Annotated in this window: 13 protein-coding genes; 1 reads left to right on the plus strand and 12 read right to left on the minus strand. The window is 42.8% G+C overall.

The genetic code is table 11. The features are described from left to right. Positions 1-30: 30 nt before the first annotated feature. Positions 31-573, minus strand: a complete 543-nt coding sequence (yfcD, locus tag EL244_RS11170; RefSeq protein ID WP_126460952.1) for an NUDIX hydrolase YfcD — start codon at positions 571-573, stop codon at positions 31-33. Positions 574-850: 277 nt separating this feature from the next. Between yfcD and EL244_RS11175 the strand changes: the two genes are divergently transcribed. Further along, positions 851-1756 (plus strand): TIGR01777 family oxidoreductase, encoded by a 906-nt coding sequence (locus EL244_RS11175; protein ID WP_126460954.1) that lies wholly within the window; start codon positions 851-853, stop codon positions 1754-1756. On the opposite strand, the gene EL244_RS11180 is transcribed toward EL244_RS11175, so the two are convergent. The 11 genes from EL244_RS11180 to EL244_RS11230 all read right to left on the minus strand — a co-directional run bounded on the left by EL244_RS11180 (position 1757) and on the right by EL244_RS11230 (position 12560). Next, positions 1757-2329 carry a UbiX family flavin prenyltransferase gene (locus EL244_RS11180; protein ID WP_112837000.1) on the minus strand — a complete coding sequence of 191 codons (573 nt, stop codon included), beginning with the start codon at positions 2327-2329 and terminating at the stop codon, positions 1757-1759. A 257-nt stretch (positions 2330-2586) separates the two neighbouring features. Beyond that, positions 2587-4104, minus strand: a complete 1518-nt coding sequence (gene purF / locus EL244_RS11185) for an amidophosphoribosyltransferase (protein WP_006815555.1) — start codon at positions 4102-4104, stop codon at positions 2587-2589. A gap of 14 nt (positions 4105-4118) precedes the next feature. Continuing rightward, positions 4119-4622: a colicin V production protein gene (gene cvpA, locus EL244_RS11190; protein ID WP_006815556.1), complete on the minus strand. Its 504-nt coding sequence runs from the start codon at positions 4620-4622 to the stop codon at positions 4119-4121. A 177-nt stretch (positions 4623-4799) separates the two neighbouring features. Next, a complete protein-coding gene (gene dedD / locus EL244_RS11195) occupies positions 4800-5486 on the minus strand; it encodes a cell division protein DedD (protein ID WP_006815558.1) in 687 nt (228 codons plus the stop codon). 5 nt (positions 5487-5491) lie between these two features. Then, the gene (folC, locus tag EL244_RS11200) at positions 5492-6781 is read right to left on the minus strand and encodes a bifunctional tetrahydrofolate synthase/dihydrofolate synthase (protein WP_126460957.1); all 1290 of its coding nucleotides are present in this window, start codon (positions 6779-6781) and stop codon (positions 5492-5494) included. Further along, entirely contained in the window at positions 6771-7742 is a 972-nt protein-coding gene (gene accD / locus EL244_RS11205; RefSeq protein ID WP_126460960.1) for an acetyl-CoA carboxylase, carboxyltransferase subunit beta, read from the minus strand. Before accD ends, folC begins: the two co-directional genes overlap by 11 nt. Before the next feature lie 159 nt (positions 7743-7901). Continuing rightward, the gene (locus tag EL244_RS11210; RefSeq protein ID WP_039855372.1) at positions 7902-8588 is read right to left on the minus strand and encodes a DedA family protein; all 687 of its coding nucleotides are present in this window, start codon (positions 8586-8588) and stop codon (positions 7902-7904) included. Between the two features lie 35 nt (positions 8589-8623). Further along, a complete protein-coding gene (gene truA, locus EL244_RS11215) occupies positions 8624-9439 on the minus strand; it encodes a tRNA pseudouridine(38-40) synthase TruA (RefSeq protein WP_006815562.1) in 816 nt (271 codons plus the stop codon). Further along, complete coding sequence (locus EL244_RS11220) at positions 9439-10449, minus strand: aspartate-semialdehyde dehydrogenase (RefSeq protein WP_126460963.1); 1011 nt, start codon at positions 10447-10449, stop codon at positions 9439-9441. The genes truA and EL244_RS11220 overlap by 1 nt, the downstream gene beginning before the upstream one ends. A gap of 73 nt (positions 10450-10522) precedes the next feature. Beyond that, positions 10523-11647: a 4-phosphoerythronate dehydrogenase PdxB gene (pdxB, locus tag EL244_RS11225; RefSeq protein WP_006815564.1), complete on the minus strand. Its 1125-nt coding sequence runs from the start codon at positions 11645-11647 to the stop codon at positions 10523-10525. Positions 11648-11738: 91 nt separating this feature from the next. Then, positions 11739-12560 (minus strand): AraC family transcriptional regulator, encoded by an 822-nt coding sequence (locus tag EL244_RS11230; RefSeq protein WP_126437002.1) that lies wholly within the window; start codon positions 12558-12560, stop codon positions 11739-11741. Positions 12561-12595 lie beyond the last annotated feature (35 nt).

Here is a 12595-nt window from a genome sequence, read left to right on the forward strand (position 1 = left end):
TAGCCCTTCTTGGGTATTAATAGTTATAACTTACTCTGGGCTTGAGCAACTGATCGTTTTATTTGACTCATTATTGCGTGTTAACCAAAGAGATAGCGCTTTTAATGAGTCCGGCGTGAACTCATCACAACGTGCAGTGATCTCTTTGGGAGTCAACCAACTCACTTCAACCACTTCACTTTCTTGTAAGGCAAAAGGGCCATGGCTAACACAGCTAAATAGCCCACCCCATACTCGACAATTTTCATTCTCAAAATAGAATGTGCCATGTTCTGCAAAAGGAACACCCGCAACACCAAGTTCTTCTTCTGCTTCACGCTTAGCTGATTCTAGGATATTCTCATCTCGCATAACCACTCCACCGGCAGTGGCATCTAATAACCCCGGGTAGAAATCTTTAATGTCCGTTCTTCGCTGCACTAAAATTTTCCCCATACCATCATGCACGACGATGTAAGTAGCACGATGTCGCAAGTTTTCAGCGCGCATTTGACTACGTGTAGATTGTGCTATCACATTATTGTCTTCATCAACAATATCTACCCACTCCACGAATTCGGTCTGTTGTTCCATCCTGAAAACCTTATTTAGCCTATTCACCAGAAATACTTCGCTACAAAGTATTCTTTTCATCAATATGATGCAAGGGATCCTAACCAAATTTGCCGCTGGACTCCATTACAAAAATCAACACATCCCTTTAAGATATAATACAAAATTCTTTTTTTCGAACCGTTAACTGAAACCCAACAATTCCTAATTCCTAATGCTATAGTTATCTATAATAGAACGATAAATATTAGATTATTTAGGTATCGTGAGTAACCTAAAAATCGAATGAGGGTGGAATATGAGAATTTTAATTACCGGCGGTACTGGGCTAATTGGCACACAACTCGTTCAAGAGCTAGTTATGCATTCCCACCAAGTCACCGTATTAAGTCGTTCCCCACAAAAAGTATATAGCTTATTTTGTAAAGCGGTAGAATGTTGGACGACCTTAAATGATAAAACCAACCTCAATGATTTTGATGTAGTCATTAACCTTGCTGGCGAACCTATCGCAGAAAAACGCTGGACAGCGGATCAGAAAAAAATCCTATGTGATAGCCGCTGGAAAATCACACAAAAAATCACAGACTTGATTAAAGCCAGCTCAAATCCACCCAGTGTATTTTTATCTGGCTCTGCTGTCGGCTATTACGGGGATCAAGGTCAATCCGTGATCACCGAAGTGGATCAACCTCATGACGAATTTACTCATGACCTAGCTGCCCGCTGGGAAGCTATCGCCCAAGAAGCAGAATCACCAAAAACTCGCGTATGTCTACTGCGAACAGGGTTAGTATTGTCCCCAAATGGTGGATTATTGGCAAAAATTCTGCCGATATTCAAAATGGGTGCAGGCGGGCCTATCGGCCATGGCAAACAATATATGCCATGGATTCATATTAAGGATATGGTAAAAGCGATTTGCTTTTTAATGGAAACTCCAGGGTTATCAGGTCCCTTTAATATGACCTCTCCTTACCCTGTTCATAATGACCAATTTGCAGCCATGATGGGGGATGTCACTAACCGCCCTTCTTTTATACGTACGCCAGCATTTGCGGTCAGAGCCGTATTGGGTGAATCAGCAACATTATTGTTAGGGGGGCAACAAGCCATTCCTAAACGGCTAGAAGAAGCAGGATTCGAATTCGAATTTATTGAGTTAAGAATTGCTTTAGAGGATTTATTAACGCCTGAGCAATAATTATTTTGCACCTTGCCAACGAGTGAATAGATCTTGCTCTAGTTGAATATCAAACTGATCGAGTACTCTATTCACCGTTTGGTCAACGATATCTTGAATTGCTTGAGGTCGATGATAAAACGCTGGCATAGGTGGCATAATCACGGCGCCCATTTCTGCGGCTTGGACAAGTAAGCGCAAGTGACCTAAATGTAATGGTGTTTCACGAACTCCCAGTACCAATTTTTTCCCTTCTTTCAATACCACATCTGCGGCACGGGTGACTAAGGTATCAGTATAGCTATGTACGATGCCAGATAGGGTTTTCATGGTGCACGGCATAATTACCATACCTGCGGTACGAAAAGAGCCTGAAGAGATTGCAGCCGCGATATCTCGGCTATCATAAACATGGTCAGCGAATTGTTGAACATCTTTGACACTGTAGTCGGTTTCCAACGCCAATGTCTGACGCGCTGCCGCACTCATCACTAGATGGGTTTCTACATCTTGTACCGGTTTGAGTACCTCTAGCAATCGAATACCGTAGATTGCCCCACTCGCCCCAGTTAACCCAATGATAAGTTTTTTCATGTCAGCCCCAATTTCACGCAATTTCTTGCATTATATACCAAATGTCATGAAGTTGTAGGGCGCGAATTTAATGATAGAAAGGATATCAGGGGGGATTGGAACGTTGATTACATATAGTGTGATATTCAAACAAATTTTCTAAATAATTAGTTTCATAACTAGGCAGCAAACGAATGAGCGCTAGGAGCATACAAAAGTATGTGACTAGCGCTCACGAGTGCAGTTAACAACGTTGTGGAACTAATTATGAAGAAAATTTAGCCTTCGTTATAAATCTCAAGATCCTCAACATCACTCTGATCTTTCAATTTCAACTCATCATCTTTACGTAAATTTTCCAGATAATCTAAATAGGTTTGGTCAATATCTTTCGTCACATAGATGCCGTCAAATACTGAGCACTCAAATTCGTTGATTTCAGGATTTTCTTCACGAACCGCATCCACTAAGTCGGAAAGGTCTTGGAAGATCAAACCATCTGCACCAATCAATTTACGAATTTCATCCACTTCACGACCATGAGCAATTAACTCATTAGCGTTTGGCATATCAATACCGTAAACGTTAGGGAAGCGAACTTCAGGAGCGGCTGAGGCAAAATAGACATTTTTAGCTCCTGCTTCACGAGCTAATTCAACGATTTGTTCAGACGTCGTTCCACGCACAATCGAGTCATCAACCAGTAAAACATTTTTATCACGGAACTCTGCTCGGTTAGCATTTAATTTACGACGTACAGACTTGCGGCGTTCTTGCTGCCCCGGCATGATAAAAGTACGACCTACGTAGCGGTTTTTTACAAAACCTTGACGGTAAGGTTTATCGAGGATATGAGCAATTTCTAACGCAATATCGCAAGAAGTTTCAGGGATTGGTATGACAACATCGATATCCAAATCTTCCCACTCGCGCGCAATTTTAGCCCCCAGTTTTTGCCCCATACGTAATCTTGCGTTATATACCGAGATTTTATCGATGAATGAATCTTGGCGTGCAAAATAGACATATTCAAAAATGCAGGGGGTCAGTTGCGGATTTTCAGAACATTGACGAGTAAAAAGTTTACCGTCTTCAGTCACATAAACTGCTTCACCCGGTGCAACATCGCGTAAAAACTCAAAACCAAGGGTATCAAGCGCGACACTTTCTGATGCCACCATATACTCATGTTCACCCGTTTCCAGTACCCGGCGTCCTAGTACTAATGGACGAATACCGTGGGGATCGCGGAATGCCAACATACCGTGTCCAATAATTAGGGCAACACACGCATATGCACCACGAAGTTTTTTGTGCATAGAAGCAACTGCACTAAAAACGTTGTCTGGTTCAAGAGGAAAATGGTCAAATTTATCTAATTCGTAAGCTAATACGTTGAGTAAGATTTCAGAATCTGACGTGGTATTAACATGGCGACGCGCTGTTTCAAATAGGCTACGAGCCAATTCGTGCGCGTTTGTCAGGTTACCATTATGAGCGAGCGTAATACCAAAAGGGGAGTTCACGTAAAAAGGCTGAGCTTCAGATGCACTTGAACTACCCGCTGTTGGGTAACGCACGTGTCCTATGCCCATAGAACCTTGAAGCCGCAACATATGGCGAGTTTCAAAGACATCTTTCACTAAACCATTAGCTTTACGCAAACGGATATTATTTGTGCTATCAATCGTAGCAATACCCGCTGCATCTTGCCCACGGTGCTGAAGCACCGTTAGCGCATCATAAATTGATTGGTTTACCGGTGAAACACCGGCGATACCGACAATACCGCACATTTAGTCTTTCCTCATCAGCCAGACGGAGAAATATTCTCCGGTAGGAAACTTGACGCATTTTGCAGGTAGTCAAAAAACCACCTAATAATATGACTGAACTGCGGAATAAGCTCTGAACGCTGCCAATCCTCACTTTGAGGAAGTGGTGTGAAGGTATCGAGAAAGAATAATAGCGCCGATACAATCAATACCCCACGTAACGCACCGAAGCAGATCCCCAGTACACGATCTGTACCTGATAGTCCGGTTTTTTGGACTAATGAGCTAATCACATAGTTCACTACTGCGCCGACAATTAAGGTCGCAATAAAGAGAGCTGCAATCGCAATTCCGTTACGGATAAGTACATCCTCAAAGTTCGTAAAATAACTGGCTAAATAAGGATAAAAGGTACTCGCAACAAAAAATGCACAACCCCAAGTGATCAAGGATAATGCTTCACGAACAAATCCACGGATCAGGCTTACCAGTGCCGAGAAGCCAATAATGGCGATAATTGTATAATCAATCCAGACCATATCTCATTCCAAAATTTGCATTCACGACAACGGCGAATGCATTCTAACAGAAAACGAAAACGTTTGCGTAACCATTTTTTACTGAATTTAAAAAAACCAGCGGCGAAAAGAAAAAATCATAATCGCCGCAGTAAGTTACTAAATACCTTTATCTTTTAAGGATAATCACAGTGGAATTTAAGGTTTAAATGACTGTATTATTCCTTTAGTGCCGGTAATCGCATTTAATTCCGGTAGTGCAGACTCAAGCTTCTGCCTTGAAGCATCCGGTCCAACATAAATACGCGTTAACTTATTATTCACGGGTTGTGCCGGTACAGTATAAACCTGATACCCAGATAACCTCAGTTTAGCTACGATCTCTTCAACCTTGTTGGCATTATTCAGTGCAATCACCTGCACCACATAGGCTTTACCTTGTGGCTCTGATTTTTGCTCTACTTTCGGTTCAGGTTTAGGCTCTGGCTTAGGTTCTGGTTTTGGTACGGGCTTAGGCTCCGGTTTAGGTTCCGGTTTTGGCTCAACACGTGGTTTCTCTGGTGCGACATTTACAGGAATAGTCGCACCATTTTGGTTTGTGCTATTTGCTGCTACCGGCGGTTTTTCACTCTGTTGCTGTTCAGTGATAGCTTCCGATAACATTGCCTCGGAGGTTCCTTCTGAAGAAGCGGTTGATGCACTATGGGTAATCGGTGCAATTGCTTCAATATCTTCTTCATCACCCGGTTTAGGAATAATAGGAATGGCTGCAAATTCGTTCTCATTGTATTTCTTATCGCCATCCAGTAATGCAGGAAGCACAATAACCCCCACAGCTACTAAGACAATGGCGCCAGCAAGACGATTTTGAAATTGACTAGCCACTGGCTCTATCCTTTTATTTTCTCTAATAACATCATGACATGCGCGACAGTATGGAATGAACCACACACCACAATCACATCTTGCGGCTGAGCATCATTACACGCCTGTTGCCATGCAGCTTCCACAGAATCAAATTCATTTGCATCATCAAGGTGTTGACTCAGTTGGGTCACATCCGCGCCTCGAAATTCTTTGAGAGGTGCTAAATACCAGTCAGTCACTTGCTTGGATAAACACTGCAATGTGCCTTGAATATCTTTATCTCCCAACATACCGACAACCGCGCGAATACGTCGACCATCAACAATGGGCAATTGCGCCAATTTTGTCACCAAGTACCCTGCGGCATGTGGATTATGAGCGACATCCAAAATCTTTAGCGGATTTTCGCCAATAACCTGGAAACGCCCCGGCAGTTGAGCCGTTTGTAAACCATGATAGATTGCTTGATCCGTTATTTTTGGTGTTAATTCAGGCGCTATCTCCATTAAGCAGCTAATCACACCCATGGCTGTTGCCGCATTCGCTAATGGAACATTGGGTAATGGCAAATCTTGCCATGATCGTTGCTCACTTTCCCACGACCAATGATTACCATGCTCTTGGTAATTCCAATCTTTTCCACGACGAAATAAGCGTGTTCCAATCTTATCGGCATATTCTCCGATTGAGGCTGGCATATCCGGCTCACCTACGACACCATAATGGTCTTGACGGAAAATACCGGCTTTTTCATAACCGATATGTTCACGGTCAGAACCCAGCCAATCAGTATGATCAAGGGCAATACTGGTGATTGCTGCAATATCAGCGTCCACAACATTGGTCGCATCCAAACGGCCCCCTAGCCCAACTTCAAGGATCACAATATCTAATGCTGCCTGCTTAAATAATTGTAGTGCAGCTAAGGTGCCATATTCAAAGTAGGTTAAAGAAATATTTCCACGTTGAGCTTCTATTGCCGCAAATGCCTGACAAAACTCACTTTCAGCAAGTTCTTGTCCTTGAATACGTACGCGCTCAGTATAGCGGATCAGATGTGGCGAACTGTATACCCCAACTTTCAATCCCGCAGCCATCAATATGCTTTCAAGGGTATGACAGGTTGTCCCTTTACCATTCGTGCCAGTCACCGTAATTACACGAGGTGCGGGTTGGGTTAAATTCATTTGGCGGGCGGCCTGCCCTACACGCTCCAACCCCATATCAATATTTTGGCTATGCAGGTCAGTAAGGTAAGAGAGCCAAGCCTCCAATGGAGACTTGGCAGTAGGAATGATTTGCTTACTCATCATCTTTTTTATGCTTAGCAGAACCTTTCACTTTTTCTGTATTATCAATAGCATCTGCCAGATCAATTTCGACATCTACCACTTCAACAACCAGTGTTGGCTCAGGATTTAAGCTTGGCTTGTTAGTTAACATGGCCAAAATATCTGCTAGACGATCACGCATTTCAGGACGACGAATAATCATGTCAATCGCACCTTTTTCCAGCAGGAATTCACTGCGTTGGAAACCTGGTGGTAACTTTTCACGTACGGTTTGTTCGATAACACGAGGGCCGGCGAAACCGATCAGCGCTTTTGGCTCAGCGACGTTGATATCACCAAGCATTGCAAGGCTCGCAGATACCCCCCCCATGGTTGGGTCAGTTAACACAGAAATATAAGGCAGACCGCGCTCTTGCATTTTGGCTAGTGCCGCACTAGTTTTCGCCATTTGCATTAATGATAACAAGGCTTCTTGCATACGCGCACCGCCACTTGCTGAGAAGCAGACTAATGGGCAATTATCTTCAAGTGCTTGCTCAACTGCACGAACAAAACGCGCACCAACCACAGATGCCATTGAACCGCCCATAAAGGCAAATTCAAATGCAGCAGCAACGACAGGCATACCTTTTAAGGTCCCTTTCATTACAACCATTGCATCTTTCTCACCGGTTTCTTTTTGAGCGGCGCTAATTCTATCTTTATACTTTTTAGAGTCGCGGAATTTGAGGATATCTTTTGGCTCTAATTCGCTACCTAATTCCGTTGTTGAGTTTTCATCAAGGAAGGATTCAAGGCGTTGACGGGCGTGAATACGCATGTGATGGTCACATTTCGGACACACATGAAGATTACGCTCAAGCTCAGCGCCATATAGGACTTGTCCACAACTATCACATTTGCGCCAAACACCTTCTGGGATATTGGCTTTATGGGATGGGGTCGAAGTACCTTTTTTTAAAATTTTCTCAATCCAGCTCATTAATGGACCTTTTTGTCTGATTGCACTCTGATCATACCCAAAATTATGTTAGTGGCTGCATATCGTCAGTACTTCATATAATGGGTATAAATCAGTATGTTATTTTTTGCCATTAAACCACAATGATATCTCACTGTAGATAAAAACTTTTTAAACCTGTTATTGGTTATCGATTTTCTGCGTCGCCGCACTTTTGGCTCTCGCTGCTGCACGGCGATGTCGAATAATTTCAATAACACCCGGCAGAATTGAGATAAAGATAATCGCGACTATCAGTAATTTCAAATTCTTTTGTACTATCGGCAAGTCACCGAATAGGTAGCCTGCATAAGTAAACAATAGCACCCATAATAACGCACCCGCCACATTATAAAAGGCAAAATGACGATAAGACATTTTACCCATCCCTGCGACGAAAGGCGCAAAGGTTCTCACGATAGGAACAAAACGCGCTAAGATAATCGCTTTTCCACCATGCTTTTCATAAAATTCATGGGTTTTGTCTAAATATGAGCGACGGAAAATCTTTGAGTCTGGATTCTTAAATAATCGCTCACCAAAAATACGACCAATGGTATAGTTCACGGCATCACCAATAATTGCTGCAATAATCATCAGTAACACCATCAGATGAACATTCAAATCATTGCTTGGTAATGCAGCAAGTGCCCCTGCAACAAATAATAACGAATCCCCAGGCAGGAACGGCGTAACCACTAAACCCGTTTCACAGAATAGGATTAAAAATAAAATACCGTATACCCAAGTACCATATTGGGCGACTAATTCTGCAAGATGCACATCAATATGCAAAATAAAATCAATAATGAAACTGATAAACTCCATGGGGTTCCTCATGTGGAGATTTATATTAAGGTCATTTAGATCAGATTATCTGCTAAAAATAGAGGCCCCATCACGTTTTGTGGTAGGTCAAATTTATCAGGGTAATCTACACTCACTAAATACAGCCCTTCAGCTTTCGCTGTTGCAGCGGCTTTAGTACGGTCTTTTAATTCTAATAACTGATGCATCCAATCAATATCTTGGTTACCACAGCCAATTTCCAACAGACTGCCTACAATATTCCTCACCATATGATGTACAAAGGCATTCGCCTTAATATCGACCACCACATAGTTTCCGTGACGGGTCACATTCACATGCATCACATTGCGCCAAGGCGTTCTTGACTGACATTGAACGGCTCGGAATGAAGTAAAATCATTTTCACCTAATAGCGCCTGAGCCGCTTGATGCATTCTCTTTTCATCCAGAGGATAGTGAAAGTGCGTCACGCCATTTGATAAAATTGCAGGCCGATAGCGATGATTAAAAATCACATAACGATATCGACGTGCTGTTGCACTAAATCGAGCATGAAACTCTTCATCAACAGGCTTACACCAACGTACCGCGATGTCGGGGGGCAGATGTGTATTTGCCCCCATGGTCCACGCAGCTTCTTTACGAATGGCAGTAGTTTCAAAGTGCACCACTTGCCCTGTCGCATGGACTCCCGCATCAGTACGCCCTGCACAGTTTACACTGATGGGTTCTGCCGCAATTTTGGACAGCGCTTCTTCAAGACAGCCCTGAACACTTTTAACTTCTTGCTGACGCTGCCAACCATAATAACGACTGCCGTTGTATTCAATTCCAAGCGCGATTCGATACAACTTAGTTGATTCTGACATTAGTAAAACTGCTCCTGAACCAGTTTTTCTGCGGTTTCAACAGCCATTAATGCACCACCAAAGCGGACATTATCGGCAACTGACCAAAACTGGAGTACTTCAGGGATACCATAGTCATTACGAATACAACCGATACTTAAAGCGTCATTACCCGATGCCTCAGTCACCTGAGTTGGATAATCCCCCTCTTCTGAGACTTGAATATCAGAAAAACGTTCAAATTCTTCGCTTGCTTCTTCTGCACTCACAGGACGTAAGGTTTCTAAATGAACAACTTGCGCATTACCATAGAATACTGGCGCTTGAATAAAGCTGACAGCAACTGGCAACCCGTCATCCTGTAAGACTTTACGCACCTGTTCAACTAAACGGCGTTCGTGTACTACGCTACCTTCTCTATCCGCCATTAATGGCAGCATATTGAAGGCTAATTGTTTACTAAAATAACCTTCTTCCGCCGGAATACCATTTAATAAACGTGCACTCTGTCCCGCCAAATCATCTACCGCAGCTTTGCCGTGAGCAGAAACCGATAACATGTTCGTCAGCGTAATTCGACCTAATCCAGCAGCATCGATCAATGGTTTGATCGCAGTTAATAGCTGACTAACATAACTATCCGCAACTGAAACAATATTGCGGTTACGATAATCGGCTAAGACTTGAGGGTTAACACCGGGAACCACTAGCGGCACGTCTGGATCTAAAGCAAATACCCCACTGCTATCAATCACAATACAGCCTTCTTGTGCTGCTAAATCAGCATATTGAGCGCTCGCTTCTTCACCTGCGGTGAAAAAAGCAATTTGTGCCTGTGACCAATCAAAATCTTCTACATTTTTGACTTGGTAACTTTTCCCGTTAAAACGAATGCTCTCCCCTGCACTGCGTTCACTCGCGAGTAAATAAAGCTCACCAACAGGAAACTCTCGCTCTTGGAGTAGTGATATGATAGCGTCGCCGACCGCACCGGTTGCCCCGAGCAATGCAATATTCCAACCTTCAGTCATGGTTTTTCCTCTAAAAATCAAAATGAAATGAGTCGTTATTCACACCCTCATTTCATTGAAAAATAATTTGCTATTAAATTTTAACGCTGAAACCTAACTCATTGAGTAATTTGGCGGTTTGCTCATCGTCACATTGAACCGTCAACGATGACCACTCCCGACGTTCTTGGTAGTTTTTACGTAACTTATCAAACTCACCGGAAATCCCCGCAACCGCTCGTAACGCAGCATCATCACGGCGAACATCATACACTAGATGAATTAATCTTTTGAGTTGGCTTTGCGTTAATTTACCGTTAAATGTAATTTCACTGATATCAGGTTTAGGTAATAAAGAAGCCAGTGAGACATGCGCCGTTTTGCCTAAAAATTGACAATACGCTTCATACACTTGAGTTGTTCCCCGAGCCTTACCCTCTAAGGTGTAACCCGCGATATGTGGCGTTCCAATATCTACGTATGCGAGTAATTCTGTATCTAAGTTTGGCTCTGGTTCCCAAACATCTAGCACCACACTCAAATACTTACCTTGTTGCAGTATGCTCAACAACGCTTGGTTATCAACCACTTCACCACGGCTTGCATTCACTAAAATCGTACCATCTCGTAAATTAGCAAGGCGCTGAGCGTCCATTAAATGGAATGTTGAATAGATGCCATCCATATTTAATGGAGTATGGAAAGTTAAAATATCCGCTTGCTCTAATACGGTATCTAAAGAGACAAATGTGTCTTGATCTCCACGGTCAGCACGCGGAGGGTCACATAATAAAGTTTTCACTCCCCATGCCTGTAAGCGCTTGAGAAGGCGACCGCCCACATTACCCACGCCCACAATACCGACAGTTTTATCTCGTAGATCAAAATTATCACGTTCAGCAAGCAGCAATAAAGAAGAGAAAACATACTCTACGACCGCAATAGCATTACAACCGGGTGCAGAAGAGAAGCCAATATTAGCCTCAGATAACCATTGGATATCCACATGGTCAAAGCCTGCTGTTGCAGTACCGACGAATTTTACTGGCGTATTATCCAGTAGAGATTTATTCACTTTGGTAATCGAGCGCACCATTAATGCATCTGCATCAATAAGTTCTTGTTCTGGTACTGGGCGCCCTGGCACAGCTTTCACTTCACCTAGCTGACTAAAAAGTGTTTCAGCATACGGCATGTTTTCATCGACCAAAATTTTCACTTAATTCGTCCCAATAGAATTGTTAATAATACCCATTGATGCCCTATTCGGCTGCCACACTATACTCCAAATCGTAGGTATGCAGAATCTTTTACCCTCGTAATAATGACTCATCTTGGGTAATAAATTCTTTGAAACGAAACCTATCTGGCGTTACACCAGAAATTTGCTGGAACATGGCAATAAATGCAGAAGCAGAGCTATAACCTACATCCAACGCCACCTCATGAACACTTTTGCCTTTTTCGAGTCCAGAGACTGCATGTAAATAACGCAAACGTTGCCGCCATTCGCTGAATGACATTCCCAATTCCTGTTGGCAGCGGCGAGATAACGTTCGTTCTGAGGTGTAAAAGCGCTTAGCCCATTGAGCTAACGTTGTATTATCCGCAGGTTCTTTCTGTAATTCTTGTAAAATCGGTGCCAAAAATTTGTCTTTACTGGTGGGCAAATAGGTATCTTGGCAGGGGGAAATCGCAAATTGATCAATCAGTACGTCCCCGAGTCGCTTATCTTGCTCAGTTTCTGGCTGGACAATACCTCGCTGATACATATCAGCCATAATGGTTTGGAAAATAGTGCTTAGCCTTACCACACAGGCTCTATCGGCAAGTCTATGGCTATATTTCTGAGAAAAATCGATAATCCGAAATTTTACACTCTGCTTGTTAAAGCTCGCATGTTGTGTGTTTGCAGGGATCCAAATACAAAATTCAGGAGGTGCCATATAGTGCTTACCTTCAACCTCCATCTCCATAATTCCACACACCACATACAGCAGTTGACCAAAAGGATGAGAGTGAGATTTATATTCTGTTTGTTGGTTAATCTGTTCATGGCGTAGTGCAATAAAATCTGGTTCGATAATGTTGCATTCATTTATTTGCCACACATCATTTTGTGAATTATTCATCAGCCTGTCTGAAAAACGTTATCGATTGTCTGAAT

The organism is Providencia rustigianii (assembly GCF_900637755.1).
Taxonomy (GTDB): Bacteria; Pseudomonadota; Gammaproteobacteria; order Enterobacterales; family Enterobacteriaceae; genus Providencia; species Providencia rustigianii.

Bases quoted from the DNA above. Each gene is read 5' to 3' on its own strand.
- yfcD (WP_126460952.1), bottom strand. From the start codon at position 573: ATGGAACAACAGACCGAATTCGTGGAGTGGGTAGATATTGTTGATGAA.
- EL244_RS11175 (WP_126460954.1), top strand. From the start codon at position 851: ATGAGAATTTTAATTACCGGCGGTACTGGGCTAATTGGCACACAACTC.
- EL244_RS11180 (WP_112837000.1), bottom strand. From the start codon at position 2,329: ATGAAAAAACTTATCATTGGGTTAACTGGGGCGAGTGGGGCAATCTAC.
- purF (WP_006815555.1), bottom strand. From the start codon at position 4,104: ATGTGCGGTATTGTCGGTATCGCCGGTGTTTCACCGGTAAACCAATCA.
- cvpA (WP_006815556.1), bottom strand. From the start codon at position 4,622: ATGGTCTGGATTGATTATACAATTATCGCCATTATTGGCTTCTCGGCA.
- folC (WP_126460957.1), bottom strand. From the start codon at position 6,781: ATGATGAGTAAGCAAATCATTCCTACTGCCAAGTCTCCATTGGAGGCT.
- accD (WP_126460960.1), bottom strand. From the start codon at position 7,742: ATGAGCTGGATTGAGAAAATTTTAAAAAAAGGTACTTCGACCCCATCC.
- EL244_RS11210 (WP_039855372.1), bottom strand. From the start codon at position 8,588: ATGGAGTTTATCAGTTTCATTATTGATTTTATTTTGCATATTGATGTG.
- truA (WP_006815562.1), bottom strand. From the start codon at position 9,439: ATGTCAGAATCAACTAAGTTGTATCGAATCGCGCTTGGAATTGAATAC.
- EL244_RS11220 (WP_126460963.1), bottom strand. From the start codon at position 10,449: ATGACTGAAGGTTGGAATATTGCATTGCTCGGGGCAACCGGTGCGGTC.
- EL244_RS11230 (WP_126437002.1), bottom strand. From the start codon at position 12,560: ATGAATAATTCACAAAATGATGTGTGGCAAATAAATGAATGCAACATT.